The 25,177-nt window shown below is 63.7% G+C and carries 25 protein-coding genes; 6 read left to right on the top strand and 19 right to left on the bottom strand.

The annotated features are described in order from the left end of the window. The first annotated feature begins 7 nt into the window (after window positions 1–7). Entirely contained in the window at window positions 8–526 is a 519-nt protein-coding gene (locus BLT66_RS09605) for a DUF4124 domain-containing protein (protein ID WP_092757458.1), read from the top strand. A 79-nt stretch (window positions 527–605) separates the two neighbouring features. Here BLT66_RS09605 and BLT66_RS09600 read toward each other — a convergent pair whose 3' ends face one another. The 9 genes from BLT66_RS09600 to BLT66_RS09560 form a co-directional block, all read right to left on the bottom strand. Next, entirely contained in the window at window positions 606–971 is a 366-nt protein-coding gene (locus tag BLT66_RS09600; RefSeq protein ID WP_092757457.1) for a ribbon-helix-helix domain-containing protein, read from the bottom strand. Window positions 972–1,033: 62 nt separating this feature from the next. Then, window positions 1,034–1,615 carry a DJ-1/PfpI family protein gene (locus BLT66_RS09595; RefSeq protein ID WP_092757456.1) on the bottom strand — a complete coding sequence of 194 codons (582 nt, stop codon included), beginning with the start codon at window positions 1,613–1,615 and terminating at the stop codon, window positions 1,034–1,036. 91 nt (window positions 1,616–1,706) lie between these two features. Beyond that, on the bottom strand, window positions 1,707–2,984 hold the full coding sequence (locus BLT66_RS09590; protein WP_218922588.1) for a glucarate dehydratase family protein: 1,278 nt from the start codon (window positions 2,982–2,984) through the stop codon (window positions 1,707–1,709). Between the two features lie 12 nt (window positions 2,985–2,996). Continuing rightward, window positions 2,997–3,917: an aldose 1-epimerase gene (locus tag BLT66_RS09585; protein WP_092757455.1), complete on the bottom strand. Its 921-nt coding sequence runs from the start codon at window positions 3,915–3,917 to the stop codon at window positions 2,997–2,999. Beyond that, window positions 3,910–5,106: a mandelate racemase/muconate lactonizing enzyme family protein gene (locus BLT66_RS09580; RefSeq protein ID WP_092757454.1), complete on the bottom strand. Its 1,197-nt coding sequence runs from the start codon at window positions 5,104–5,106 to the stop codon at window positions 3,910–3,912. The genes BLT66_RS09585 and BLT66_RS09580 overlap by 8 nt, the downstream gene beginning before the upstream one ends. Window positions 5,107–5,144: 38 nt before the next feature. Beyond that, window positions 5,145–6,863: an ABC transporter ATP-binding protein gene (locus BLT66_RS09575; RefSeq protein WP_092757859.1), complete on the bottom strand. Its 1,719-nt coding sequence runs from the start codon at window positions 6,861–6,863 to the stop codon at window positions 5,145–5,147. Between the two features lie 2 nt (window positions 6,864–6,865). After that, a complete protein-coding gene (locus tag BLT66_RS09570; protein ID WP_218922587.1) occupies window positions 6,866–8,014 on the bottom strand; it encodes an ABC transporter permease in 1,149 nt (382 codons plus the stop codon). Window positions 8,015–8,020: 6 nt separating this feature from the next. Continuing rightward, entirely contained in the window at window positions 8,021–9,007 is a 987-nt protein-coding gene (locus tag BLT66_RS09565; RefSeq protein ID WP_092757453.1) for an ABC transporter permease, read from the bottom strand. Window positions 9,008–9,115: 108 nt separating this feature from the next. Next, window positions 9,116–11,074 (bottom strand): ABC transporter substrate-binding protein, encoded by a 1,959-nt coding sequence (locus BLT66_RS09560; RefSeq protein ID WP_092757452.1) that lies wholly within the window; start codon window positions 11,072–11,074, stop codon window positions 9,116–9,118. Between the two features lie 231 nt (window positions 11,075–11,305). Here BLT66_RS09560 and BLT66_RS09555 point away from each other — a divergent pair, with 231 nt between their 5' ends. Both BLT66_RS09555 and BLT66_RS09550 read left to right on the top strand, forming a co-directional pair. Then, entirely contained in the window at window positions 11,306–12,226 is a 921-nt protein-coding gene (locus tag BLT66_RS09555) for a dihydrodipicolinate synthase family protein (protein ID WP_092757451.1), read from the top strand. A gap of 25 nt (window positions 12,227–12,251) precedes the next feature. Further along, window positions 12,252–13,007, top strand: coding sequence for a FadR/GntR family transcriptional regulator (locus tag BLT66_RS09550; RefSeq protein WP_092757450.1), 756 nt, complete (start codon window positions 12,252–12,254; stop codon window positions 13,005–13,007). 38 nt (window positions 13,008–13,045) lie between these two features. Here the strand turns inward: BLT66_RS09550 and BLT66_RS09545 are convergent, their stop codons facing one another. The 6 genes from BLT66_RS09545 to BLT66_RS09520 form a co-directional block, all read right to left on the bottom strand. Then, window positions 13,046–14,263, bottom strand: coding sequence for a cytochrome P450 (locus BLT66_RS09545; RefSeq protein ID WP_092757449.1), 1,218 nt, complete (start codon window positions 14,261–14,263; stop codon window positions 13,046–13,048). Next, window positions 14,260–14,952: a dethiobiotin synthase gene (bioD, locus tag BLT66_RS09540; protein WP_092757448.1), complete on the bottom strand. Its 693-nt coding sequence runs from the start codon at window positions 14,950–14,952 to the stop codon at window positions 14,260–14,262. The genes BLT66_RS09545 and bioD overlap by 4 nt, the downstream gene beginning before the upstream one ends. Next, complete coding sequence (gene bioF / locus BLT66_RS09535) at window positions 14,945–16,165, bottom strand: 8-amino-7-oxononanoate synthase (RefSeq protein WP_092757447.1); 1,221 nt, start codon at window positions 16,163–16,165, stop codon at window positions 14,945–14,947. Before bioF ends, bioD begins: the two co-directional genes overlap by 8 nt. After that, a complete protein-coding gene (bioA, locus tag BLT66_RS09530; RefSeq protein WP_092757446.1) occupies window positions 16,131–17,495 on the bottom strand; it encodes an adenosylmethionine--8-amino-7-oxononanoate transaminase in 1,365 nt (454 codons plus the stop codon). Before bioA ends, bioF begins: the two co-directional genes overlap by 35 nt. Before the next feature lie 3 nt (window positions 17,496–17,498). Then, window positions 17,499–18,392 carry a phosphoribosylaminoimidazolesuccinocarboxamide synthase gene (locus BLT66_RS09525; RefSeq protein ID WP_092757445.1) on the bottom strand — a complete coding sequence of 298 codons (894 nt, stop codon included), beginning with the start codon at window positions 18,390–18,392 and terminating at the stop codon, window positions 17,499–17,501. A gap of 116 nt (window positions 18,393–18,508) precedes the next feature. Further along, window positions 18,509–19,144 (bottom strand): LysE family translocator, encoded by a 636-nt coding sequence (locus BLT66_RS09520; protein ID WP_092757444.1) that lies wholly within the window; start codon window positions 19,142–19,144, stop codon window positions 18,509–18,511. 86 nt (window positions 19,145–19,230) lie between these two features. On the opposite strand from BLT66_RS09520, the gene BLT66_RS09515 reads away from it, so the two are divergent. Then, window positions 19,231–20,196: a helix-turn-helix transcriptional regulator gene (locus BLT66_RS09515; RefSeq protein WP_092757443.1), complete on the top strand. Its 966-nt coding sequence runs from the start codon at window positions 19,231–19,233 to the stop codon at window positions 20,194–20,196. Here BLT66_RS09515 and metW read toward each other — a convergent pair. Genes metW through BLT66_RS09500 form a run of 3 tightly spaced genes read right to left on the bottom strand, consistent with a single transcriptional unit; the run spans window position 20,177 to window position 22,509 of the window. Beyond that, window positions 20,177–20,761 (bottom strand): methionine biosynthesis protein MetW, encoded by a 585-nt coding sequence (metW, locus tag BLT66_RS09510; protein WP_092757442.1) that lies wholly within the window; start codon window positions 20,759–20,761, stop codon window positions 20,177–20,179. The genes BLT66_RS09515 and metW overlap by 20 nt on opposite strands. Then, the gene (locus tag BLT66_RS09505) at window positions 20,758–21,891 is read right to left on the bottom strand and encodes a homoserine O-succinyltransferase MetX (protein WP_255406856.1); all 1,134 of its coding nucleotides are present in this window, start codon (window positions 21,889–21,891) and stop codon (window positions 20,758–20,760) included. The genes metW and BLT66_RS09505 overlap by 4 nt, the downstream gene beginning before the upstream one ends. Window positions 21,892–21,894: 3 nt before the next feature. Continuing rightward, window positions 21,895–22,509, bottom strand: a complete 615-nt coding sequence (locus tag BLT66_RS09500; RefSeq protein WP_092757440.1) for a glutathione S-transferase N-terminal domain-containing protein — start codon at window positions 22,507–22,509, stop codon at window positions 21,895–21,897. A gap of 98 nt (window positions 22,510–22,607) precedes the next feature. Here BLT66_RS09500 and purB point away from each other — a divergent pair, with 98 nt between their 5' ends. Together purB and BLT66_RS09490 are read left to right on the top strand one after the other, a co-directional pair. Next, a complete protein-coding gene (gene purB / locus BLT66_RS09495) occupies window positions 22,608–24,011 on the top strand; it encodes an adenylosuccinate lyase (protein ID WP_092757439.1) in 1,404 nt (467 codons plus the stop codon). A 69-nt stretch (window positions 24,012–24,080) separates the two neighbouring features. Further along, window positions 24,081–24,641, top strand: a complete 561-nt coding sequence (locus BLT66_RS09490; RefSeq protein ID WP_092757438.1) for a YaeQ family protein — start codon at window positions 24,081–24,083, stop codon at window positions 24,639–24,641. A gap of 64 nt (window positions 24,642–24,705) precedes the next feature. Here the strand turns inward: BLT66_RS09490 and BLT66_RS09485 are convergent, their stop codons facing one another. Then, window positions 24,706–25,131: a DUF3717 domain-containing protein gene (locus tag BLT66_RS09485; RefSeq protein ID WP_092757437.1), complete on the bottom strand. Its 426-nt coding sequence runs from the start codon at window positions 25,129–25,131 to the stop codon at window positions 24,706–24,708. Window positions 25,132–25,177: the final 46 nt, after the last annotated feature.

The raw sequence follows: 25,177 nt of genomic DNA, 5'->3' as shown, positions 1-25,177 counted from the left end.
GCATCCCATGCCCGCCCCCAAGCTCCCCCTGTTGGCCGCGCTGCTGGCCCTGGCCGCCGGCCCGGCGCTGGCGGTGGTGAAGTGCGTGGGCGCCGACGGCAAGATCAGCTACCAGCAGGCCGTGTGCCCCAACACCGCGCAGACGCAGCCGATCCAGACCTTTCCGCGACCGCGCATCGTCACCATCGACCCGGCCACGCTGTCGATGGAAAAAAACCCCTCGCCCAGCATCACCCCATCGCCGGCCGACCTGCCCGCGCCCGTACCCATGGGCGCCGGCCGCAGCGGCCTGGAGCCTGAAGGCGATATGTGCCTGGAGTACCTGAAGCCGCTGCTGAAAGACCCCGGCAGCCCCTACTACCGCAACCTGCAAAAAGAGGGCACGGTGCTGTCGATGGAGCTGTACGCCAAGAACGCGCTCGGTGGCTACACCAGCAAACCCGCAGCCTGCGAGATCAAGAACGGCCGGCTCGACGACGGCTGGACAAAGATCCACCTCAAACGCCTCGGGTGGGCGGTGCAGTAGTTTTTAGATAAAAAAGACCTGTAGCGCAGGAAACACCTGCGCTAACAGCTCTTAATTCAATAGCAGAACGCTTATCAGCTCAGGCCGCCCGCGCCAGCAGGCTGCGGTGCCCTTCGGTCGCCAGCACCTGCTGGGCGTTCAGGCTGCGGATGGAGATGCTGGCGTCTTGCGGAATGCCGCCAGACAGCTGCAAGGCCAGGTAGCGGCCGCAGCTGACGCGCAGGAACGAGGCGAAGTTCTCCACCTCGCCGCGCTCGGCCACCAGTTCGTCGTACAGCTTGGCGCAGAGCTGGGGCACGCCCATGCCGTCGCGCTGGGCGATCTCGTCCAGTACCTGCCAGAACAGGTTTTCCAGCTTGATGCTGGTCGCCACGCCGTGCAGCCGCACCGAGCGGGCGCGGCTGTCGTAGAGAGTGGGGTCGGCGCTGATGAAGACTTGGCACATGGTGAATTCCCTGGATGCAGCCCCGCATCATCGGAGGCTGCATACCCAGCGTCAATGCCTGGTCACAAACTGATACGCGTGCCCAGCAGGGCCAGGAACTGGGCAATCCAGGCCGGGTGCGCAGGCCAGGCCGGGGCCGATACCAGGTTGCCTTCGGTGACGGCTGCGTCGATGGCGATCTCGGCATAGGTACCGCCGGCAATCTCCACTTCGGCGCGGCAGGCCGGGTAGGCCGAGCAGGTGCGGCCCTTGAGCACACCGGCGCCGGCCAGCAGCTGCGCGCCATGGCACACGGCCGCCACTGGCTTGTTGGCCTCGAAGAAATGCTTGACCGCCGAGACCACCGCCGGGTAGGTGCGCAGGTATTCGGGGCCACGGCCGCCGGGAATCACCAGCGCGTCGTAGCTGGCCACATCCAGGCCGGCAAAGGTGGCGTTCAGGGTGAAGTTGTGGCCGGGCTTTTCGCTATAGGTCTGCGCGCCCTCGAAGTCGTGGATCGCGGTCTTGATGTGGTCGCCGGCCTTCTTGTCCGGGCACACCGCATGGACGGTGTGGCCGACGGCCAGCAGCGCCTGGAACGGCACCATGGTCTCGTAGTCTTCGCAGTAGTCGCCGCACAGCATGAGTATCTTTTTCGCCGCCATATTCGTCTCCTCAAGGGTGGTTGGGAGTCCATTGTTGGCCTGCGGAGTACGTGCTGGGTGTTAGCCGGCTACTACATGCGGGACGGTTGGGCTAGAACCGGGGGCACTGGGGGTTGAAGTCGGGTTGGTGCTTGCGCATTTCTTTTGCATCGTCACGCTTGCGGATGCCGCAGTCCAGGTAGTTCTGGTGCAGTCTGGCCAGCGCCTGGCGGTCCAGTGTGACGCCCAGTCCCGGGCCTGGTGGTGGTGCGAGCACGCCGTTGCGGATAGACAGCTTGCCGCCTGCAATCACTTCGTCTTCCTGCCAGGGGTAGTGGGTATCACAGGCATAGCTGAGGTTGGGCAGTGTGACGCCAACATGGGTCATGGCGGCCAGGCTGATGCCCATATGCGAATTCGAGTGCATGGAAATACCGATGCCGAAAGTGCGGCAGATGGTTGCCAAGTGCTGGGTGGCCCGCAGGCCGCCCCAGTAGTGGTGATCCGACAAGATCACCTGCACGGCGTTCAGCTGAACCGTTTTGGGGATGTGGCCAAAGGCCACGGTCACCATATTGGTCGCCAGGGGCATGGGCGAAAACTTGGCCACTTCGCCCATTTCCTCCAGCGTGCTGACGGGGTCTTCCAGGTATTCCAGCAAGCCTTTGGCAGCCAGCAGGGGCATGATGCGGCGCGTGGTCTCCACCGACCAGCCCCCATTGGGGTCGATCCGCAACGGGTAGCCCGGGAAGGCCGCACGCAAGGCCTTCAGGCCGGCAATTTCTTCTTCGGGCGCAAACACGCCCGCCTTGAGCTTGATGGAGCCAAAGCCGTAGCTGTCGATCATGCGGCGGGCTTGCTGCACCAGCTGCGCCGGTGTGAGTGCCTCGCCCCAGTCGTCGGTCGGGTAGCCGGGGTCTTCCTTGTGCTGGGCAAACTTGTAAAACAGATAAGCGCTGTAGGCCACGTGGGGTCGAACCGCACCCCCTAGCACCTCGTACAAAGGACGATCCAGAATCTGGCCCTGCAGGTCGAGGAAGGGCACCTCAAATGCCGCCAGTGCGCTGGCACGCGCCTTGTCGCCTTCGGGTGCGAAGGTAGCGCCGGTATCGGGGTTGTTGCCCACCAGGCTGTAGACCACGCGGGTCAGGGCGTTGAGGTCAAAAGGGTCCAGCCCCACGAGCTGGGGCGCGATCTTTGCCAGGTGGTCCAGTGTTTCCAGATTGCCATAGCTTTCGCCCAAGCCCACGCGGCCATCGGCGGTTTCCACCTCGATGATGCTGCGCAGTGCCCAGGGCTCATGCACACCGGCCACATTCAGCAGCGGTGGGTCACGGAACGCGATGGGGGTCACACGGGCAGCCACGATGCGGGTGGTCGACAGGCTCATTCCAATATCCTTTCAGAGGTGATTTGGCAGGGTCGCGAAGCGTATCTCGCCGCTCAGGCTGCCGCCAGGTTCCAGCAGGTGTGTGCCGGTGTCTGCGACCCCGCGGGCCGCGAGGTTGAAGCCGTCTGCCACATGGCTAACAGGCTCCAGGCACAGATAAACAGGCGGGTCTGGCCGGTGCACCACCAGGTGGCCAAACAAGGGGTCGGCTTGCATGCTGAGCAGCGCACCCTGCGGCAGTTCGACCAGCGCCGTTCCATCCCATCCCCCCAGGTAGGCGTTCACAGCCCCCTGTGGCAGATGGCGTGGCCTTGCATGCTGTTCATCGGGCCGCAGTGGCCGCGCGGTACCGGCCAGGTAGTCCGGCGTCACCGGCCATAGCGTGGTGGCACGGTAGCTGAGCCGCGCTGCGGGGTCATACCGAAAGAAGGGGTGCAGGCCCATGCCGGCGGGCATGGTGCGCGTGTCTGCATTGCGCAGGGTCAGGCCGACACGCAGCTGCGAAGGCGCCAGTTCGAAGTGCAGGCTGGCCGTGTAGTGCCAGGGCCAGGCCGGGCCAGGCGGGCTGTCCAGGGTCAGCGTGGCGGTTTCGGGGCCCGACTGTGTGGCCTGCCAGGGCTGTGCGTGGGCGTTACCGTGCAGGCTGTGGGGCATGGAACCGGGGTGCGGGCGCAGGGCATGGGTTTCACCCTGGACACGCAGCAGTGCGTTGGCAATGCGGTTGGAATACGGCATCAATGGATAGATGCCACCTTTGGCCCACGCTATGGGGTCGAAGAAGTCTTCGGGGTACGGGTGGAGAACGTCCACAGCCTCACCCGTCGCACTGACCAGGCGCAGGGCGGACACCCGCCCACCCGCATGCGGAACAAGGCGGGCGGAGGCGCCGCCTGCATGCAAGGTGATGACGGGGTTCTGGGCGGCCTCAGGCATACCCGGTCGAACCGTCCGGCTTGACCGGCACCTTGCGTTCCCAGTGGATGTATTCCTCGGTGCCCAGCAGCTCCTCGTTCATCTCTACCCCCCAACCCGGGCGATCAGGGCGCAACTCGAGATAGCCGTCCTTGGGCAGGTACGGGTCTTTTACGTACCAGGCGCCTTCATCGCGGCTTTCTGCGGTGACGGTGGCTTCGGTGCCGTACACATAGCCGGCGCCCTGCGGCAGGCGGTACTCCAGAATGCGGAAGTTGGTCTGGGCGGCGCTGAAATGCACATTGATGGCGGTGGCCAGCGGGCCCATCGGGTTGTGCGGCGCAATGGTCACAAAATGGGCTTCCGCCAGCGCGGCAATCTTGCACATCTCTAGCAGACCTCCGACGACGCACACGTCGGGCTGGATGATGTCGCAGCCGCGGACCTGCAGCAGCCGCAGGAACTCGAAGCGGCTGTACAGCGACTCCCCCGTGGCCAGCGTGCAGTGCAGGCCGCGCTTGAGTTCGCCCCAGGCCTCAAAGTTCTCGGGCCGGATCGGCTCTTCAAAAAACAGCGGGTCGTAGGGTGCGAGTGCGTTGCCTAGCTGCATGGCCTGGGCCGGTTCAAAAATCTTGGCATGCGCATCGAAGGCGATTTCATACTCGGATTTGACCGTTTCGCGCAGCGTGCGAAAGTAGTCTGCCGAGGTCTTGACCACCTCGCCCCAGCGGTGGCGGTGCATGTCAATGCGGTAGGGGCTGAGCTTGAATGCCTTGAGCCCCCATTGCTCATTGAGCGCGTCCATTTCGTCGCGCGCCTGGGCTGCGTCGGGCGCGGTGTACATGCCCGCGTAGACCTGCACCCGGTCCCGCACGTGACCGCCCAGCAGCATGTACACAGGTACGCCGAGGGCCTTGGCCGAAATGTCCCACAGGCAGTGGTCAATCGCCGCGATCGCTGCCAAGCCCAATGCGCCGGGTGGAAAGCGTGTCTGCTGCATCAGATAGTGCACCAGAAACTCGATGCGGCGCGGGTCCTGGCCCTTGAGAAAGGTGACCAGGTAGTCAAACAGCGGAAACAGCGCCTTGTCTGGCCCGTGGTTGTAGCACTCGCCCCAGCCGGTAATGCCCTCGTCGGTGTCCATCGCCAGAATCACACGAGGCCGGTTTTTGTCGCGCGACATGAACACGCGCAGTCTGTCAATTTTCATGCTGTATCTCCGTAATGAAAAAGGGCACCCGCGCGGCACTAGGCTCCTGTATAGCGAAACCGCATGTGCATGCTGCGCGCACGCGGGTCCGGCTTCGGTATGGCGGATAGCAGGGCTTGCGTGTAGGCATGGGTTGGTGCATCGCACACCTGCTCGGTTGGGCCGGTTTCCACCACCTTGCCCCGGTACATCACGGCAACCCGGTCGCAGAAGTAGCGGATCACCGCGATGTCGTGGCTGATGAAAATGAAGGACAGGCCCAGCTTGTCCTGCAGGTTCAGCAGCAGATCCAGCATCTGGGAACGCAAGGACACGTCCAGCGCCGCGGTAGCCTCGTCGGCCACGATGATGCGCGGGTTAAGTGCAATGGCGCGCGCAATGCCGATGCGCTGGCGCTGGCCGCCCGAGAAGGCATGGGGATAACGCTCGCGCCAGGCCGGCTCCAGCCCCACGCTCTGCAGCAGGTCGGCCACGCGCTCATCCAGCTCCTTGCCGCTGGCCAAGCCATTGACCAGCAATGGTTCACCCACAATTTGTGCGACCGTCATGCGCGGGTTGAGGGAGCTCACCGGGTCCTGAAAAATCATCCGCATCTCACGCCGGCACTGCTTGAGCATATGTTTGTCTGCTGTCACCAGATCGATCACGGTGCCGTCGGGCTGGCGGTAGTTGATGGCTCCGGCCGTAGGGTCGTAGACCCGCAGCAGGCAGCGGCCCATGGTGGTTTTACCGGAGCCAGATTCGCCCACAATGCCCAGCGACTCCCCCGGCATGAGGCTCAGGGACACCCCGTCCACGGCCTTGGTGGACGATTTGGGGCCGCCAAAATGCATGCTCAGATCGTTCACCTCCAAAATGGGCTGCTGCGCAGGATCAGGTGCCTTGCGACGCACCCGGATATCGGCCTTGCGCCCCAGTTTGAGCACAGAGCCGATCAGCATGCGGGTGTAGTCGTGCTGCGGCGCATGGAAGATCTGGTCCACCGGGCCGGTTTCCACGATCCTGCCGTTGTGCATCACGATGACCTGGTCGGCAATCTCGGCCACCACGCCCATATCGTGGGTGATGAACATCACCGCCATACCGTGGCTTTTCTGCAGGCGCTTGATCAGGTCCAGAATCTCGGCCTGCGTGGTCACGTCGAGCGCGGTGGTTGGCTCATCCGCTATCAAAAGTGATGGATTGCAGGCCAGAGCCATGGCAATCATCACGCGCTGGCGCATGCCGCCCGAGAACTCAAAGGTGTAGCGGTCCACGGCCTTGTCGGGGTTGGGTATCTCCACCTGCGCCAGCAGCTCGATGCAGCGAGCCCGTGCCTCCAGCTTGCCCATCTTGATGTGCAGGCGCAGCACCTCGATGATCTGGTTGCCCACGGTATGTACCGGCGACAGCGACGACATGGGCTCCTGAAAAATCATGGCGATCTCGGCACCCCGCACGGCTCGGATCTCCTTGCCACGTGGATGGAGTTTGGCCAGGTCTACGCTGGAACCGTCGGCCCGGTTCAGCACCATGGAGCCGCCCGCAATGCGCCCAGGCTCGTCCACGATCTGCAGGATGGAGCGGGCGGTGACGCTTTTGCCACTGCCGCTTTCGCCCACCACACACAGCGTGCGACCGCGCTCCACATTGAACGAGATGCCGTCCACGGCCTTGATGCTGCCGTTGCGCACGGCAAAGTGCGTACTCAGGTTGCTGACCTGCAGCAGGATGGGCGACACGGCGGTCGCGCTTGGGGTGGGAGTTCCTGGGGTCATGGTCATTTGTTGTAGGGGTCGGAGGCGTCACGCAAACCGTCCCCCAGGAAGTTGAGGGCAATCACGGCCAACACCACGGCAGCACCGGGTGCAAACAGCCAGGGCGCTGTGGCGATGGAGCGGATGTTCTGGGCTTCACGCAACAGCACGCCCCAGGAGATGGTGGGCGGCTGCAAGCCCAGGCCCAGAAAGCTGAGCGAGGTTTCGGCCAGGATCATGGCCGGAATGGCCAGGCTCACCGAGGCAATGATGTGGCTCGAAAAGCTGGGCAGCATATGGCGGAAGATGATGCGGCCTTCAGACGCACCGTCCAGCCGTGCCGCGGTCACAAATTCTTCGGTGCGCAAGCTCAGGAAGCGTCCACGGACCACGCGGGCCAGTTGCGCCCACCCGGTCAGCGACAAGATCAGGGTGATCATCATGTAGTTCAGCGTGGCGGGCCAATCCTGCGGCAAGGCCGCCGCCAGCGCCAACCAGATCGGGATGGTGGGCAGAGACAGCACCAACTCAATGACGCGCTGGATCGCAAAGTCGATACGCCCCCCGTAATAGCCGGAAATACCGCCCAAAATGATCCCCAGCGTGAGGGACAGGATCACGCCCAGCAAACCGACGGACAGTGAAATCTGGGTCCCCACCATGATGCGGCTGAACACACAGCGCCCCAACCGGTCGGCGCCAAACAAGAACAGCGGTTGGTCTGCATCCTGCGTGGCAAACAGATGGATGCGCGAGCTGAACAGGCCGAACACCGAATACTCGTAACCCTCACCAAACATGCGCAGGGGCACCTTGCGCTCCTTGTCCTCCTGGTACACCGATGCCAGCGTGACCGGGTCACGCTTGAGCACGTAAGGATGGATGTAGGGATGGATCGACCAGCCATCCGCACCGGTATCGATGAAGTGCACGGTCTGCGGCGGATAGAACACGGCACGCCGGTTCTGTTGCGATGGGTCGTTGACCGCAAAGAAGCCGGGCACCACGGCAATCACGTACAGCGCAATAGTGACAAACAAGCCCACCATGGCCAGCCGGTGGCGCTTGAAGGCCCACCAAACCAGTTGCCACTGTGACGCAACGGCAAGCCGGCTGGCCGTCTGTTCAACTATGCCGTCGATGGCGGGAGAGGATGCAGCAGGGGTGTTCAAGATGCGTTACTCAAGACGGATGCGCGGGTCAACCAGCGCCAGCAGAATGTCACTGATCAACGAGCCCGTAACGGTCAGCACGCAGATCAGCAGGATGAAAGCACCCGCCAGGTACATGTCCTGGCTCATCAGCGATTGCAGCAGCAGGGGGCCGGCCGTGGGCAGGCTCAGCACGATGGCCACGATGATGGAACCCGAAACCAGGTTGGGCAGCAGCCAGGCGATGGTGGAGATGAAGGGGTTGAGCGCCATGCGCATCGGGTACTTGACCAGCAGCGTGAACTCCGACAGCCCCTTGGCGCGGGCCGTGGTCACATAGGGTCGGTTCAGCTCGTCGAGCATATTGGCGCGCATCACCCGGATCAGGCTAGCCGTCCCCGACACGGCCAGGATGATCACCGGGATCCACAGATGCTGCATCAGATCCACCACCTTGGCCATGCTCCAGGGGGCGGTGAGGTACTGGTCTGAAAACAAGCCCCCCACGTTCTGCCCGAATTCGACCGCTGCGACATACATCAGCACCAGAGCCAGCAGAAAGCTGGGCACGGCCAGGCCAAGAAACGAGAGAAAGGTCACCACATAGTCGCCAATCGAATACTTCTTTACCGCAGAGAACACGCCGATGGGCAAGGCAATGCCCCAGGTCACCAGCAGCGTCGAGAAGGTGAGCAACAACGTCAAGGCCATGCGCTCCCAGATCAGGTCACCTACCGGCTGTTGCCACTCGAAACTCAGACCAAAGTCACCGTGTAAAACGATGTTGGAAATCCACTTCCAGTACTGGACGATCATGGGCTGGTCCAGGCCAAACCGGTTGCGAAGATCTGCTGCCGTGGCCTGGTCCACCACCTCGTTGGAGGCCGCCAGCGTGGCGATGTAGGTCGTGACGTAGTCGCCGGGCGGCAGCTGGATCAACACGAACGACAGAAAGCTGATGGCCAGCAGAAATGGCAGCATCCACAGCATCCGCTTGACGATAAAAACGAACATATCGGTATCCCTTGAAAGCGGCGCACAAACCTGCCGGTGGCGTCAACCACCAGCCGGTTCGCGGCCTGTACACGTCCTGGGTGTGGGCTGCAAACGCGGTGTGCCGGGTCAAGTCCGGGTGAAGAAGAACTGCTGTGGCAGCGCAGGTCCAGGGTTGGGCCAGGTCCACGAATTGGGATACTTCTTGGGCACGTTTTGCAGATTGTTCTTGACGATGCCGAAGGTGTTGACCGCAAGGCAAACACCAATAGTTTCATAGGCATCCGCACACAGGTCGAACACCTTTTTCATGGCCTCGCCGCGTTTCTTCAGGTCGGCGGTGGCCAGCGCTTCGTCAAACAGCTTCTTGCGCTGCTTCTGGCTTTCTGGCGGCTCCTGGCCGTCTTTGCCATTGGAGGCAAACCAGATGGTCCAGGGGATTGCATAACGCGAGCCCTGCGGGTGCTGGGCAAAATAATCACGGGGGTCCAGCATCGGGTCCAGTCCACCCGGGCCGGGCCAAGTGGCTCCGTCATGGTCATTGTTGTCGCCACGCGTATAGAACAAGGCGCGCTCGATGGTATTGACCTTCATGTCGACACCGATGTCGGCCCAGTGCCGCTTCACCAGCTCCAGCGTGTCCACGGCGTCTGGGTAGAGTGTGGGGATCACGTCAATCGAGAAGAAAACCCGCTGGCCATCCGGGCGCAGGCGGAACTTCTGCGCGTCACGCTTGGCATAGCCAATTTTGTCCAGAATTTCGTTGGCCTGTTTGGGGTCAAAGTTGGTGAACTGGCGGGACAGCTTTTCGTTGTACCAGGGGTGGCCGGGGCGAGGACCGGTCTGGTAGGGCTCAGACTGGCCGAGGTACACCAAATCAATGATTTCCTTGCGGTTGATACCCAGCGACAGCGCCTGGCGGAACTGCTTGTTGCCGAACATCTCGCGCATCTTCGGGTCTTTGTGCGTCAGGTTCAGGTAGATCTGCACCTGCTGGGCGCTGGTTGCCTCCAACTCCACCAGACGGTAGCCGCCTTTTTGCTGGTTTTGCGACAGCGTGGGCTTGTTCTGCAGCGAGTCGATATGGCGTTCCTGGATGTCCAGCTTGCCCGACAGGGCGTCTAGCATCAGCGACTCCACATCTTGCGCAATGCTGAAACTGAGCTTGTCGATGTAGGGCAGTTGCTGGCCGCTTTGGTCCACCTGCCAGAAGTAGGCGTTGCGGTCCATCACCACGCGCGTCACACCGCCGGTATAGGCTTCGGTCACCACCCAGGGGTCCAGCGTGGGTTTGTCCACATTGCCCCAGCGTGCAGGGATTTCGATGTCGCCACATTTGCTGCGGAACAGGGCCGTCCAGTCCGACAGGTTGGCCGCTTTGGCTTGTGCCGCCACGTTGCTGTTGTACTTGGGATGGAACTGGCTGGCGTAATGTTTGGCGTACAGCGTGGGGTATTGGCCCAGTGGCGTGGCCAGTTGCTCCAAAAACATGGCGTAAGAGGCGGGGAAGGTGAACTTCACCGTGGTCTCATCGATTTTGCTGGCCACGACGGGCTTGCCGGAAATCACCAGCGTGCCCGGAGGCGTCTTGAACAAATCGGTGTTTTTGGCGCAATCTTCAATCGAAAAAACGACATCGTCGGCCGTGAAGGGCTTGCCGTCCGACCACTTCATGCCCTTGCGCAAATAGAAAATAAACTCGGTGGAGGTGGCATTGACCTCCCATTTTTCGGCCACGTTGGGCAAGACTTCGGTAAACGCCAGGTTCCAGCGCACCAGCCCCTGGTTGCCTACCAGCCGCAAAATGCCATTGTGGTCGGCACTGCCGCGCAACCCCCTGCGCAGGGCGCCGCCGTAAACGCCCACTTTCTCCGCCTGAATGACCAGCGGTGTCGCGGGCAGACGCTGGGCCAGCGCAGGCAATTTGCCGTCCGCCACCAGCTTGGCCAGTGCGGGGGCTTCCTTGGCTTGCTGGGCAAGCGCTGACTGCCCCATGCCCGCCAGGGCCGCGGCGCCAGCGAAGCCCTTGAGCACGGTGCGTCGGCCTGCACGCATACCACCCAAGCTTGTTCTTGTCTCTTCTTTCATGGCTTGTCTCCGAATAAGTGTTCGAACCCCGACCGACACCACTTTGTCAGACGAATTTTTGCTTGTCAATCCTGCTTTACTCGGGGAAATGTGAAGACAAAGCCACCAGTAGAAATCAACAACAACAAATTTGCCTGACAAATTCTGAAGATTCCATACAATCTAAAGCACTTTTGATCATCCCCATGGGACGCTTATCCGTCCTGGAACCACCACCATCCCGAGGTATCCATGAACATCGCACCCTTGCATGTTGACGAGTTTTCCACCTCCGTTCTGGCCGTGCCACCGCTGGCCCGGCGCGCCGACTTGTCGATTGACGAGGCGCAAAACCGCCAGCTCATCCGCCACATCGAAGCCGGTGGCATCCGCACTCTGCTCTACGGTGGCAACGCCAACCTCTACCACACCTCGATGGCTGACTACGCCTTGCTGCTGGAGCAACTGGCCGACAGCGCGTCCGACACCACGCGGGTGATCCCGGCCATTGGCCCGGACTTCGGAAAAATGATGGACCAGGCGCAACTGCTGCGTGGCAGCCGCTACCGCACAGCCATGGTTCTGCCCATGCAGGGCTTCACCACGCCCGAAGGTGTGGCCGATGGAATCTCGCGTTTTGTGGACACCGCTGGCATCCCGGTCACGCTCTACATCAAGAGTGAGCAGTACCTGGACGTGGCCACCTTGGGCCGGCTGGTGGACAGCGGGCGGATTCTGGCCGTCAAGTACGCCATCGTGCGCGACGACCCCGTCAACGACCCCTACCTCCGGGCATTGGTAGATCGCATTACGCCCGCCCGCATCGTCAGTGGCATGGGAGAACGGCCTGCGCCGGCGCATGTGAGCCAGTTTGGCCTGGCCTCCTTCACCACCGGTTCGGGCTGTATTGCGCCCAAGGCCTGTATGGCCTTGCTGCAGGCGCTCAAACATGCCGACACAGCACGCACGCAGACTTTGTACGACGCCTTCATGCCTCTGGAAACCCTGCGTGACTCGATCTCGCTGATCCGCGTGCTACACGATGCCGTCACACTCAGCGGAGTAGCCGACATGGGTGCGCACCTGCCGCTACTCAGCGCCTCGCCCGCAGACCGGATGGCCGAGATCAAGACCGTCGCGGCCACTCTTTTGGCCGCCGACCAACGGCTTTGAAAACTCTAACCAGCCTACTCACGCCATGACTGACCGCCCGACTACCAGCCTCGTGGACCGCGTTTACCGCGAAATTCTGGGCAGCATCATGCGCGGCGAGTTGACTGAAGGAGGCCAGCCCTCTGCCGACCAGGCATTGGACGAAAGTCGCTTGACGCGGCCCACCACCAGCCGGCACAACCGGCTACCCACCGAGCAAGCGCTGACCGAACGTTTTACCGCGTCACGCCCCACCATCCGCGAAGCCCTGTCGCGTTTGCGGGCCGATGGCATCATCACCAGCCGCCAGGGTTCGGGCACCTTTGTCACCCGGCTTCCCGACCCGAACATCCCTCGTTTTGCACCGCTCGAATCCATCTCCGACCTGCGGCGCTGCTTTGACTTCCGCATTGTTGTGGAGTCGGGTGCGGCCGCGTTGGCGGCCAAACAAGTCGACGACGCCAGCCTGGCGGAGATCGAGCGCGCCTACGCCCAACTCAACACCGTGGTGGCCGAGCAGGCGCTGGGGGCGAATGAGGACTTCGAGTTCCACCTCGCCGTGGCCAGGGCCTCAAAAAACCAGTTCTTCGTCTCGGCCATTGCATCCATGCAGGAGCAGTTGCTGTTCAGCATGAACATGATGCGCAATCTCTCACTGCTCAAGAGCAGGGACCGCCAGAAGACGGTGCAGGCGGAACACGAGGCCGTCCTGCATGCGCTGCAGCGCCACGACAGTGGGGCGGCTGAACTGGCCATGCGCCAGCACCTGACGAACGCCTGCGACCGCATGTTCGGCAAGTGAGCAGATTTCCGGCTAGAGGCAAGATCTCTCGCCAGCGTTCAAGAGCTACCCACATTCACCGGCAACGCCACTACGCCCCGATAAGCCGGATTCGCCACCCACTGCACTGCAGCTTCACCCAAGCGCAAATCGGGAAACCGCTGCAACAGCAGCCTGAAAGTGATCTCCGCCTCCACCCGCGTCAGCATGGCACCAATGCAGACGTGCGCGCCCGAGCCGAAGGACACCGAACCACCATCACGCCCGGCCACATCCAGCCGGTCCGGCTCGGGATGCCGTGCCGGGTCGCGGTTCGCTGCGCCGATCAGCGGCACCACCAGATCGCCCCGGCGCAGCCGTTGGCCGTGCAATTCCATATCCGCGGCGACGCGGCGGCCGGTGTACTGCACCGGACTGTCGAAGCGCAGCAGCTCGCGCACCGCGCCCGGCAGCAAGCCGGGGTCTTGTTGCAGGCGCTGCCATTGATCGGAGTTACTCAGCAAGGCATACAGGCCGTTGCCCAGCAGATTGCGCGTGGTCTCATGGCCGGCGAACAGCAGCATCGCGCACTGGGCCAGCAGCTCGGCGTGGCTGTGGATGTCGCCCGCGTCTTCGGCCTGCAACAAGCGGCTGACAAGGTCGTCACCGGGATTCTGGCGGCGCTGCGCCACCAGGGTTTCGAAATAGCGGCCCATGGCCAGCAGACTGGCCTGGGCGCGGCGCGCCTGCGCGTGGGTCGCCAGCGGCGCGCCGATGAAGACCGCCAGGTCGTCCGACCATGCGACGAAATCGGCGTTCGCATCGGGGTCTATGCCCATCATCTTGGCGATGACGCGCACCGGCAGCGGGCGCGCTACGGCCTGCATGAAGTCGAAGCTGGGCTGGCCGTCGACCGCGTCCAGCAGCTCGCTAACGGTCTGCTCAATGTGCGGCAGCAGCGCCTGGATCGCTTCGGGTTTGAAGCCGGCATTCAGCACCTTGCGGATGCGGCCATGGTCGGGCGCATCGAGGAACAGCATGGCGCGGGCGAACAGCTGCTGGAAGCCGGCCAACTCGCCTTTTTCTTGCTCGCGGTCGTTCACCCAGCCACCGGTGCGCTGCGCCGAGAAACGCGGGTCGCGCAGCACCTGCTCAACATCGGCATGGCGCGTCAGCAGCCAGGCGCCGCCGAAGAATTCGGTGCTCCAGTGGATGGGCCCGGCCTCGCGCAGCGCTTGGTAGGCCGGATAGGGATTGGCCAGAAAGGCGGCGTCGACAAAAGGCGCAATCGGGGTCATGCGGAAAACAATCTGTGCAAGGCGGCGACATCCAGGTGCGCGGCGACGGCAGCCGGCGTCGGCTCGGCCAGGCGCGGCACTACGCCTAGGCACGGCGCCTGGTGCCGGCGCGTGAATTCGTGGCACAGCGTGTCCAGATTGGCCTGCAAATGGGCCATTTGCGGATCGACCGTATTCGCCACCCAGCCGGCCAGCCGCAGGCCACGGGCGCGGATCGCCTCGGCCGTCAGCAGGGCGTGGCTGATGCAGCCCAGGCGCAGGCCGACCACCAAAACTACCGGATAGCCCAGCGACAGTGCCAAGTCGGCGGTGTCGGCATCGGGGCCTAGCGGCACGCAGAAGCCGCCCACGCCTTCGACCACCAGCACGTCGGCACGGGCAGCCAATGCGCGGGCCTGTTGCACCAGAGTCGGCAGGTCGATGGCCCGGCCTTCCAGCGCGGCGGCGATATGCGGCGCACAGGCGGCCTGGAACTGCAGCGGGCCGACCTCGGCGCTGCTCAGCGCCAGCGAACCGGCTGCGCGCAGCGCCTGCACGTCTTCGTTGCTGCCATCGGCCTCCAGCCCCGCCGCCACCGGCTTGAAGCCGGCGCTGCGCCAACCCTGTTGCGCGCACCAATGCAGCAGCGCCGCGCTGATGCGGGTCTTGCCGATTTCGGTGTCGGTACCCGTAATAAAAATTTCAGACATGCAGATCCTGGGCCGCCAGCGCCAGCCCATTGACCAGGCGCAGAACGTCGTGAACCGTGTGCGAAGCGCTGAGGGTTATGCGCAGCCGTGCAGTGCCTACCGGCACCGTCGGCGGGCGGATCGCCGGCACCCACAGGCCTTGCCGCTCCAGCGCCGCCGACAAGGCCAGTGCGGCAGCGTTGTCGCCGACGATCAGCGGCTGGATGGCGGTGTGCGAATCGGCCAGGCTCCAGCCCAGCGAAGGATGGGCCTCCATCAGCAAGGTCAGCTGGCGGCGCAACAAACCCACCAAGCGTTCAAGATGGGCGCGGCGCTGTGCGCCATCGTCAGAGGCCAGCACCAGCAGGCTGGCGCTGACGGCGTGGGCGATGGCGGGCGGCGCAGCCGTCGTGTAGATGTAGGGCCGCGCGGTCTGCACCAGCCACTCCACGATGGTCGGGTGCGCGGCGATGAAGGCTCCGGCCACGCCGGCGGCCTTGCCCAGCGTGCCCATGTAGATCAACCGCTCGCTGCACAGACCGAAATGCGCGAGGCTGCCACGGCCTTGCGGCCCCAGCACGCCAACGCCATGCGCGTCGTCGACCACCAGCCAGGCGTCGTATTTTTCGGCCAGCGCCAGCATCACCGGCAAATCGGCCAGGTCGCCGTCCATGCTGAACACAGCGTCGGTGACGATCAGCTTGATCGCACTGTCGCAGGCGCTGAGCTGGCGCTCCAACACCACCAGGTTGCGGTGGGCGTATCGCTGCAGCGTAGCCTTGGACAACAGCGCACCGTCGACCAATGAGGCGTGGTTCAGCTTATCTGCAAAAATCGTAGCACCCTGCGCAGCAAGTGCGGGCGCCAGAGCCATGTTTGCCATATAGCCGGTGCAGAAGTACAAAGCCCGGGCGTTAGGAATATTCGGCGCCATCCAGGCCGCCAGTTCGGCTTCCAGCCTGGCGTGCGCGCTGGAGTGGCCGCTGACCAGATGCGAGGCGCCGCTGCCCGCACCGAAGCGCTGTGCGCCCTCGGCCAGCGCAGCGATCAAGGCCGGGTGGTTGGCCAGGCCCAGGTAGTCGTTGCTGCAGAAGGCCAGCATCTCGCGCGCCGGCTGGCCATCGCGCGCCACGCGCTGCTGGGGCGCACACGGCGACTCGGCCGTGCGGCGGCTGCGGGTCAGCGCCTGCTCGGCACGCTCACGCAGTTGGCGGTTCAGGTGCTCGATCAGCATCGGTGGGGGTTTGGTTCAGTACGTCGTCCAGCGTGGCCATCACCTGCTGGGCCAGCCAAGGCGACAGCTCTGCGTCCAGCAAATACGGCGGCAGCAGATACACAGTGCGGCCGATCGGGCGAATCAGCAGCTCGCGGGCCCGGCCGGCCAGGTGAAAGCGCTCGGCAAAGCGCGCACCAGCCAGCGGCTCTTTCACGTCGAATGCCCAGATCATGCCGATGTGGCGGAAATTCTCGACGCGCGGGTCGGCCTGCAAGGGCACCAACCCGGCACTGAGGATGGTCGCTTGCTGGCGGTTGTGGTTCAGCACATCGTCTTCGGCAAACCGGTCCAGCACCGCCAGCGCGGCGCGGCAGGCCAGCGCGTTGCCGGTGTAGGAATGCGAATGCAAAAAGCCGCGCGCCACGTCGTCGTCCAGAAAAGCCTCATAGACGCTGTCGCGCGACAGCACCAGGGACAGCGGCAGGTAGCCGCCGCTGATGCCTTTGGACAGGCACAGAAGATCGGGCCAGATGCCAGCCTGCTCCACCGCAAAGAAGGTGCCGCTACGGCCGCAGCCGACGGCGATCTCGTCGGCGATCAGCAGCACCTGGTACTGGTCGCACAGTGCCCGCACGGCACGCAGATAGACGGGGTCGTACATGGCCATACCGGCGGCGCCCTGCACCAGTGGCTCGAGAATGAGGGCGGCGATCTGGCCATGGCGCGCTTCGAGCAAGGACTGCAACTCGGCCGCGGCGCGTAGCGCCACGTCGGCCGCCGATTCGCCGGACAAGGCCTGGCGCGCGTCGGGCGACATCACCTGGTGCGAACGCAACAGCAGCGGGTCGTAGGCATCGCGGAAGATCTGCACATCGGTGACGGCCAGCGCGCCCAGGGTTTCGCCGTGGTAGCCCTGGCGCAGACAGACGAATTCGCGCTTGTCGGCCAGCCCCCGGTTACGCCAGTGGTGGAAAGCCATCTTCAGCGCGATTTCCACTGCAGACGCGCCATCACTGGCGAAGAAGCAGTGGCCGAGTACGCCTTGCGTAAGGGCCGACAGCCGCTCGGCCAGCTCCACCGCCGGCGCATGGGTGCAGCCTGCGAGCATCACATGCGGCAAGGTGTCCAGCTGGTCCTTGATGGCGGCGTTGATGCGCGCGTCGGCATGGCCGAACAGGTTCACCCACCAGGAACTGATGGCGTCAAAGTAGCGATTTCCGTCTTCGTCAAACAGCCAGACACCCTGGCCGCGCACCATGGGCAGCGGCGGCACCTGGGCCGCGCGCTGCATCTGGGTACAGGGGTGCCAGATGTGCGCCAGGCTGCGCGCCACCAGAGAGCTGGCCATGGCCTAGGCCGTGAGGCGTTGCAGCGCTTCCTGGTACTTGGCGGCGGTCTTGGCGATCACCTCCTGCGGCACGCGGGGTGCGGGCGGGGTCTTGTTCCAGGGCTTGCCGTCGATCTGCACCTGCTCCAGCCAGTCGCGCACGAATTGCTTGTCGTAGCTGGGCGGGTTCGTGCCCTCCAAATAGCCTTCGACCGGCCAGAAGCGCGAGGAGTCGGGGGTCAGCACCTCGTCCATCAGCACCAGCGTGCCGTCGGTGTCCAGGCCGAACTCGAACTTGGTGTCGGCAATGATCACGCCCTTGGTCAGCGCAATGGCGGCGGCTTCGGAGTAGATCTGGATGCTGATGTCGCGGATGCGGCCGGCCAGGTCGGCGCCGATCATTTCCACGGTTTTCTCGAAGGTGATGTTTTCGTCGTGGTCGCCGACTGCCGCCTTGGCCGCCGGGGTGTAGATCGGCGCAGGCAGCTTGGAGGCATTGGTCAAACCCTCGGGCAGCGGCACGCCGCAGACCGAACGGCTTTCCTGGTATTCCTTCCAGCCGCTGCCGGCCAGGTAGCCGCGCACCACGGCTTCCACCGGGATGGGCTTCAGGCGCTTGACCAGCATGGAGCGACCTTGCACCTGGGGCACTTCATCCGGTAGAACCGCGCTCTCGGGCGCTTCGCCGGTCAGGTGGTTAGGGCAGATATGGCCCAGCTTGCCGAACCAGAACAAGGCCATTTGCGTCAGCAAAATACCCTTGCCGGGGATGGGCTCGCCCAGGATCACGTCGAAGGCGCTCAGGCGGTCGCTGGCCACCATCAGAATGCGGTCATCGCCCACGGCGTAGTTATCGCGCACCTTGCCGCGCGCCAGCAGGGGCAGGCTGTGGATGGAAGAGGTATGGACAGTAGTCATCAGGGCGTTCTCAAGAGGAAATTGGGCCGGAATCAAGCAAGCCGTGGCTGCGACATCACACGCATGCCAACCCTAGAGTGTAAAACGCCGGGGACTTTAGAGCTTTTCAGCGCCGGTTAGACGGCATTCCAGCCCTGCACCGCCGTCCATACCGCCCCCAGCACCAGCACGCCGCCCACCAGCCGCCCCATGGCTATGGAGGCCTGGGGCCGGGCCGCCAGCCAGGCGCGCGAGCCCCCAGCCGCCACAGCCCAGAAACCGTAGACCACGGTCTGCGTCAACGCGATGATCAGCCCCAGCACGACAGCCTGGACCCACACCGCCCCATATTCCACGCGCAGAAACTGCGGAAAGATCGCCAGCATGAACAAATAGGCCTTGGGGTTCATCAAACAGGTCAGCATGGCCCGGCGGAAGATGACCCCGGGCGGCGGCGTGCCGACCGCTGGCAGCGGCCCTATCGCCGACTGGCTGCGCAGCACCGACACGCCGATCCAGGCGATGTACACCGCGCCCAGCAGCAGCAAGGCATTCAGCAGGCCCGGCACCCAGCGCAGCACCAAGCCGAGTCCCAGCACCCCGGCCACAACATGGCAGATGCCCCCGGCCACCATTCCAGCTACGGCATACAGGCCGGACTTGCGCCCACCGACCAAGGCGTTGGACAGCACGAACGCCATGTCCATACCGGGCAAAACAATGATGCCGAGCACCATCACGAAAAAGAGCCAAAGGTGGGTGTAGTGGGTCATCGCGTAGAGCTTCTGTGGATTGAAAACCTCAGCTTAAAACCCTATCAGGGCGATATTGGCCCTGATACCTGCCTAAACTTACGAGCATGTATTCCCCCACCACCCGTGTGCTGACCGTGCTGGAGCTGCTGCAAGCCCACGGCCACCTGAGTGGCCCGGATCTGGCGCAGCGCCTGGAAGTAGATGGGCGGACGCTACGGCGCTACATCCGCAAGCTGGAAGACCTGGGCATTCCGGTGCTGGCCGAGCGTGGCCGCTACGGCTGCTACAGCCTGATGCCCGGCTTCAAGCTGCCGCCCATGGTGTTTACCGACGATGAGGCCCTGGCCATCTCGCTAGGACTGGTGGCGGCGCGCGGCCTGGGTCTGGCGGCTGCCACGGCCGCCGTCGAAAGTGCCCAGGCCAAGCTGGAGCGGGTGATGCCGGCCCCGCTGAAGCAGCGGGTGCGGGCGCTGGGCGAAACCGTGGTGCTGGAGCATCGGCCTGCAGAACCGGCCAAGGACAACCAGGCGCTGATCGCGCTCAGCCTGGCCGCCTACCAGCAGCAGCAAGTGCATCTGCACTACTGCTCGGCGCAGGACGTGGTGAGCGAGCGGGACTTCGACCCCTACGGCCTGGCCTACCGGGGCCGGCGCTGGTACGTGGTCGGCCATTGCCATCTGCGCCAGGGGCTGCGCTCGTTCCGACTGGACCGGGTACAGGCGGTGCAGCCGAACGATCACCAGTTCGTGCCGCCGGCCGACTTTGATGCCGTGCGCCACCTGGCCTTGGGGGTCGCCAGCATTCCACGGGCGATCCAGATCGAGGTCTTGCTGCACACGGATATGGAGACGGCGCGTGCCGCACTGTTCGACAGCATAGGCCTGCTGCACCCGGTGGACGGCGGCGTGGTGTTGCACAGCCAAGCCGACGACGTGCACTGGTTTGCACGCGAACTGGCGCGCCTGCCGTTTGACTTCGCAGTGCGCCAGCCGCCGGCCTTGCGCGAGGCCCTCAGCCTGCTGGCAAGCCGCTTGCAGCAGCTGGCAGAGATCAGCTCCGCTGGAACTTGAAGACTGCGGTGCCGGCCAGCGCGTTCGGCCAGACGCGCACTTCGCGGCCTTCCTGCAAACCAAACGCATCCAGGATACGCAGGTCGTTCTTCTCGGCCAGCACCTCGAAGTCCTTGAAGGTGCCGACGCGGATATTCGGCGTGTCGTACCACTGGTAGGGCAGGCGCTTGGTCACCGGCATGCGGCCGCGCAGAATGCTCATGCGGTTCGGCCAGTGCGCGAAGTTGGGGAAGGCCAGCACGCCCGTGCGTCCCACGCGGGCGGTTTCGCGCAGCATGGTTTCGGCATTGCGCAGATGCTGCAAGGTGTCGATCTGCAGCACCACGTCGAACGAGGCGTCGTCGAACATCGCCAGGCCTTCGTCCAGGTTCAGCTGGATCACATTCACGCCGCGCTGCACGCATTTCAGCAACTTGGCGTCGTCGATTTCAATGCCGTAGCCCGAACAACCGCGCGTGGCCTGCAGATGCGCGAGCAAAGCGCCGTCGCCGCAGCCCAGGTCCAGCACGCGCGAGCCTTTGGGCACCAGGCGGGCAATCGATTCCATCGTGGCTTGGGCGCTCATGCTGCCACCTCTTGGGCGATACGGTCGAAGTAGGCGCGTACCGTCGCCATGTAGCGGGCGTCGTCCAGCAAAAACGCATCGTGGCCGTGCGGCGCGTCGATCTCGGCATAGCTGACGGTGCGCCGGTTGTCCAACAAAGCCTTGACCATCTCGCGGCTGCGCTGCGGCGAGAAGCGCCAGTCGGTGGTAAAGCTGACCAGCAGAAACTGCGCCTGCACCTTGGCAAAGGCCGCGGTCAGCTTGCCGTCGAAATGCCGGGCCGGGTCAAAGTAGTCGAGCGCGCGGGTGATCAGCAGATAAGTGTTGGCATCGAAGTAGTCGCTGAACTTGTCGCCCTGGTAGCGCAGATAGCTTTCGATCTGGAACTCGGCGTCCTGCGTGGTGTAGCGGTAGCTGTCACCAATCAGCTGGCGGCCAAACTTGGTGTTCATCACGTCGTCGCTGAGGTAGGTGATATGGCCGATCATGCGGGCGATGCGCAGGCCGCGCTGCGGCACCACGCCATGCTGGTAGAAGTGGCCGCCGTGGAAGTCCGGGTCGGTGACGATGGCGCGGCGCGCCACTTCGTTGAAGGCGATGTTCTCTGCCGTCAGGTTCGGCGCGCTGGCGATCACCACCGCATGCCGCACGCGCTCTGGATACTGTAGCGTCCAGCCCAGCGCCTGCATGCCGCCCAGGCTGCCACCCATTACGGCCGCGAGCTGCTGTATGCCCAGGCTGTCGAGCAGGCGGGCCTGGGCGTTGACCCAGTCTTCCACCGTGACCACCGGAAAGTCGGCACCGTAGACCTGGCCTGTGTCAGGGTGGACGTGCATAGGCCCGGTGGACCCAAAGCACGAGCCCAGGTTGTTCACGCCGATGACGAAGAAGCGGTTGGTGTCCAGCGGCTTGCCGGGCCCGACCATGTTGTCCCACCAGCCGGCAGATTTGGGCTGGTCGGCATACACGCCGGCCACATGGTGCGAGGCGTTCAGCGCATGGCAAACCAGTACCGCATTCGACTTATCGGCATTCAGCGTGCCATAGGTTTCAAACGCCAAGTCGTAGGCACGGATGGAACCGCCGCCTTGCAGTGGGAGACGGTCGGGGAAATGCTGGGTTTGCGGTGTGGCGATCAAGGGCTTACCCACGCCCTACACTGGCTTTGTGTCGATAAAGCTCTGACGCTGCATCAGCTTGTCTTGCAGTTTGCCCAGGTTCGGGTGGCGGCTGCGCCAGTCCACGGCCGGGAAGCGAAACTCCAGCCAGCCCAGCGCGCAGCCCACGGCAATATCGGACAGGCTCAGGTGGATGCCACTGCAAAACGGCTTCTCGGCCAGGCCGCGGGACATGGCTTTCAGGGTGGCGTCGATCTTGCCCATCTGGCGGTCGATCCAGGCCTGGCTGCGCTGGGCCTCGGGGCGGTCCACCCAGACGGATTCCATGCGCGCCAGCAGGCCGGCGTCGCACAGGCCATCGGCCAGCGCTTCCCAGGTTTTGACTTCCACACGTTCACGGCTTTGCGCCGGAATCAGCTTGCCGACCGGCGACAAGGTGTCCAGGTACTCAACGATGACCCGCGAATCAAACACGGCTTCGCCGCCTTCCATCACCAGGCAAGGCACTTTGCCCAGCGGGTTGGACTCGGAAATATTGGTGCCCGACGCCCACACGTCCTCCAGCACCAGCTGGTAGTCGAGCTTTTTTTCGGCCATCACAACGCGCACTTTGCGTACGTAGGGGCTGGTGAGAGATCCGATGAGTTTCATGGGCAAGATAGGACTGGGGATGCATCCATTCTAGCGATTCACCCCCCTGTCGCGGGCCCGCCAAGCCGCCGGGGTGGCGCGCATCCTACAATTCGGGTATGAATCTTTCCACGATCTCGGCCCTGTCGCCACTGGACGGCCGCTACGCCGCCAAACTCGCCTCCCTGCGCCCTTTGATGAGCGAACAGGGCTATATGCAACGCCGTGTCCAGGTCGAAGTCGCCTGGTTCATCGCCCTCAGCGACGCCGGTTTCGCTGAATTCAAGCCGCTGACCCCTGGCGCGCGCACCTATTTGCTGAACCTGGTGAAGAACTTCAGCGAATCCGATGGCCGCGCCATCAAGGAAATCGAAAAAACCACCAACCACGACGTGAAAGCCGTCGAATACTGGATCAAGTCCAAATTCGAAGCCCGGCCCGAGCTGCTGGCCGCCGCCGAGTTCGTGCACTTTGCCTGCACCAGCGAAGACATCAACAACACCAGCCACGCGTTGCAGCTCAAGGGCGCGCGCAACCTGGTGATCCTGCCCGGCCTGGACGCTCTGATCACCAAGCTGCGCGAAATGGCCCAGGCATTTGCCGACGTACCCATGCTCAGCCGCACCCACGGCCAGACCGCCAGCCCGACCACGGTGGGCAAGGAAGTCGCCAACGTGCTGGTCCGCCTGGCCGCCGCCCGCGAGAAGATCGCCGGCGTGCCGCTGATGGCCAAGATGAACGGCGCGGTCGGCAACTACAACGCCCACCTGTCCGCCTGGCCCGATTTCGACTGGGAAGCTTTCAGCCGCAAGGTCATCGAGACCCCCGAGCCGGTGTCCGAAGCCGGCATCGCCCCCTGGGGCCTGGGCCTGACGTTCCAGCCCTACAGCATCCAGATCGAGCCGCACGACTACATGGCCGAGCTGTTCGACGCCATCGCCCGCACCAACACCATCCTGATCGACTGGTCGCGCGATGTCTGGGGCTATGTCTCGCTGGGCTACTTCAAGCAGCGCCTGAAAGCCGGCGAAATCGGCTCCAGCACCATGCCGCACAAGGTCAACCCGATCGACTTCGAGAACGCCGAAGGCAATCTGGGCCTGGCCAACGCCTTGCTGCGCCACCTGAGCGAAAAGCTGCCTATCAGCCGCTGGCAGCGGGATCTGACCGATTCCACCGTGCTGCGCAATATGGGCGTGGCCGTGGGCTATGCGGCGCTGGCCTACCAGTCGCTGCTGACCGGGCTGAACAAGCTGGAACTCAACGAAGAAGCCCTGGCCGCTGACCTCGATGCGTCGTGGGAAGTGCTGGCCGAGCCGATCCAGACCGTGATGCGCCGCTACGGCGTACAGGGCGCCTACGAAAAGCTCAAGGAAGTCACCCGCGGCAAGACCGTCACCGCCGAAGCCCTGCACGGCCTGATCGCCTCGCTGGAGATTCCCGAAGCCGAGAAGCAGCGCCTGCTGGCCATGACGCCAGGTAGCTACACCGGCATCGCAGCCGAGCTGGCACGCCGAGCGTAATTTTTAAAAAATAGGCCTCTAGCGCAGGTAGTACCTACGCTAGCAGCTATAAAAACAATAGTAATTTGCATGGCCCTCAAATCCACGATCTTTAAGGCCAACCTGCAAATTGCAGACATTGACCACGGCTACTATGCCGACCACGCGCTGACCCTGGCGCGCCATCCCAGCGAAACCGACGAACGCATGATGGTGCGCCTGGTGGCGCTGGCGCTGAACGCCTACAAGCTGCAAAGCGTGTGCGGCGGCGACGGTGTGCTGGCGTTTGGCGCGGGACTCAGCAACCCGGACGACCCGGATCTGAGCCTGCGCGATTTCACCGGCCAGACCAAGCTCTGGGTCGAGGTCGGCCAGCCCGAAGACAAACCGCTGATCAAAGCCTGCGGCAAGGCCGACCAGGTGCTGCTGTACCCGTTCAGCTCCTCGGCCGACATCTGGTGGCGCAGCATGGAATCCAAACTGTCGCGCCCGCAAAACCTGCAGGTCTGGCGCGTGCCCACCGAGGCATCGCAGGCCCTGGCGGCGCTGGCCGAGCGCAGCATGCAACTGCAGGCCACGGTGCAAGAGGGCGCCCTGACCCTCAGCAGCGAAAAAGGCAGCGTAGACGTAGAGTGCGTCCGCTGGAAGTAACTCCCGCTCTATTTTCAATACCTTTTAGGCCGCTAGCGCTTATTTCATCTGCGCCAACAGCTACTTAATCAATAGCAGGCAAGCGACCTTCGGCGGCGCGTTCGGCGTAGCGATTGAAGCGCCAGGAGGTGCCCTCCTGGGTGATGCGGCGCCAGGTAGCGCGCTTTTCTACCGGTCCCATGGCGGGCCAGAGCTGGACCTCCTCGAAGGTTCGGCCGCAGCCTTTGCACAGGGCGTCGCCCTGGAAGGTCGAGCAGATGGCGATGCACGGGGTGTCGGGCGTGGTTTCGTACCAGGCCAGCCAGGCGGCGCGGGCCTTGGGCGGCATGCTGGCCTCGTCGGCCTCGTCTTCGTGGTAGTAAACCAACAGCGCGTACACCTCGGCCAGGGCGCGCAATTCGGCGCACAGGGTGATGCCGTCAGGCGACGGCTTCTGGGCCCGCCAGTAGTTGATGGCGGCTTCGATGTCAGTGATGTGGATTCCGGCCATGGACAAGGATCAGCGCGAGGGTTGGCAAAGGGAGGGTGATTGTGCT

It is taken from the genome of Rhodoferax sp. OV413, assembly GCF_900104385.1.
Taxonomy (GTDB): Bacteria; Pseudomonadota; Gammaproteobacteria; order Burkholderiales; family Burkholderiaceae_C; genus Rhodoferax_B.
Note: the sequence above shows the minus strand (reverse complement) of the source record. Positions and strands in the feature narration are given on the sequence as shown.

Excerpts from the sequence above, each read along its gene's own strand:
- metW (WP_092757442.1), bottom strand. The coding sequence starts at position 20,761 with ATGAGCGCCCAAGCCACGATGGAATCGATTGCCCGCCTGGTGCCCAAA.
- BLT66_RS09595 (WP_092757456.1), bottom strand. The coding sequence starts at position 1,615 with ATGGCGGCGAAAAAGATACTCATGCTGTGCGGCGACTACTGCGAAGAC.
- BLT66_RS09555 (WP_092757451.1), top strand. The coding sequence starts at position 11,306 with ATGAACATCGCACCCTTGCATGTTGACGAGTTTTCCACCTCCGTTCTG.
- BLT66_RS09550 (WP_092757450.1), top strand. The coding sequence starts at position 12,252 with ATGACTGACCGCCCGACTACCAGCCTCGTGGACCGCGTTTACCGCGAA.
- BLT66_RS09515 (WP_092757443.1), top strand. The coding sequence starts at position 19,231 with ATGTATTCCCCCACCACCCGTGTGCTGACCGTGCTGGAGCTGCTGCAA.
- BLT66_RS09525 (WP_092757445.1), bottom strand. The coding sequence starts at position 18,392 with ATGACTACTGTCCATACCTCTTCCATCCACAGCCTGCCCCTGCTGGCG.
- bioD (WP_092757448.1), bottom strand. The coding sequence starts at position 14,952 with ATGTCTGAAATTTTTATTACGGGTACCGACACCGAAATCGGCAAGACC.
- BLT66_RS09545 (WP_092757449.1), bottom strand. The coding sequence starts at position 14,263 with ATGACCCCGATTGCGCCTTTTGTCGACGCCGCCTTTCTGGCCAATCCC.
- BLT66_RS09600 (WP_092757457.1), bottom strand. The coding sequence starts at position 971 with ATGTGCCAAGTCTTCATCAGCGCCGACCCCACTCTCTACGACAGCCGC.
- BLT66_RS09585 (WP_092757455.1), bottom strand. The coding sequence starts at position 3,917 with ATGCCTGAGGCCGCCCAGAACCCCGTCATCACCTTGCATGCAGGCGGC.
- BLT66_RS09575 (WP_092757859.1), bottom strand. The coding sequence starts at position 6,863 with ATGACCCCAGGAACTCCCACCCCAAGCGCGACCGCCGTGTCGCCCATC.
- purB (WP_092757439.1), top strand. The coding sequence starts at position 22,608 with ATGAATCTTTCCACGATCTCGGCCCTGTCGCCACTGGACGGCCGCTAC.
- BLT66_RS09500 (WP_092757440.1), bottom strand. The coding sequence starts at position 22,509 with ATGAAACTCATCGGATCTCTCACCAGCCCCTACGTACGCAAAGTGCGC.
- BLT66_RS09560 (WP_092757452.1), bottom strand. The coding sequence starts at position 11,074 with ATGAAAGAAGAGACAAGAACAAGCTTGGGTGGTATGCGTGCAGGCCGA.
- BLT66_RS09490 (WP_092757438.1), top strand. The coding sequence starts at position 24,081 with ATGGCCCTCAAATCCACGATCTTTAAGGCCAACCTGCAAATTGCAGAC.
- bioA (WP_092757446.1), bottom strand. The coding sequence starts at position 17,495 with ATGGCCAGCTCTCTGGTGGCGCGCAGCCTGGCGCACATCTGGCACCCC.
- BLT66_RS09590 (WP_218922588.1), bottom strand. The coding sequence starts at position 2,984 with ATGAGCCTGTCGACCACCCGCATCGTGGCTGCCCGTGTGACCCCCATC.
- BLT66_RS09485 (WP_092757437.1), bottom strand. The coding sequence starts at position 25,131 with ATGGCCGGAATCCACATCACTGACATCGAAGCCGCCATCAACTACTGG.
- BLT66_RS09520 (WP_092757444.1), bottom strand. The coding sequence starts at position 19,144 with ATGACCCACTACACCCACCTTTGGCTCTTTTTCGTGATGGTGCTCGGC.
- bioF (WP_092757447.1), bottom strand. The coding sequence starts at position 16,165 with ATGCTGATCGAGCACCTGAACCGCCAACTGCGTGAGCGTGCCGAGCAG.
- BLT66_RS09565 (WP_092757453.1), bottom strand. The coding sequence starts at position 9,007 with ATGTTCGTTTTTATCGTCAAGCGGATGCTGTGGATGCTGCCATTTCTG.
- BLT66_RS09605 (WP_092757458.1), top strand. The coding sequence starts at position 8 with ATGCCCGCCCCCAAGCTCCCCCTGTTGGCCGCGCTGCTGGCCCTGGCC.
- BLT66_RS09580 (WP_092757454.1), bottom strand. The coding sequence starts at position 5,106 with ATGAAAATTGACAGACTGCGCGTGTTCATGTCGCGCGACAAAAACCGG.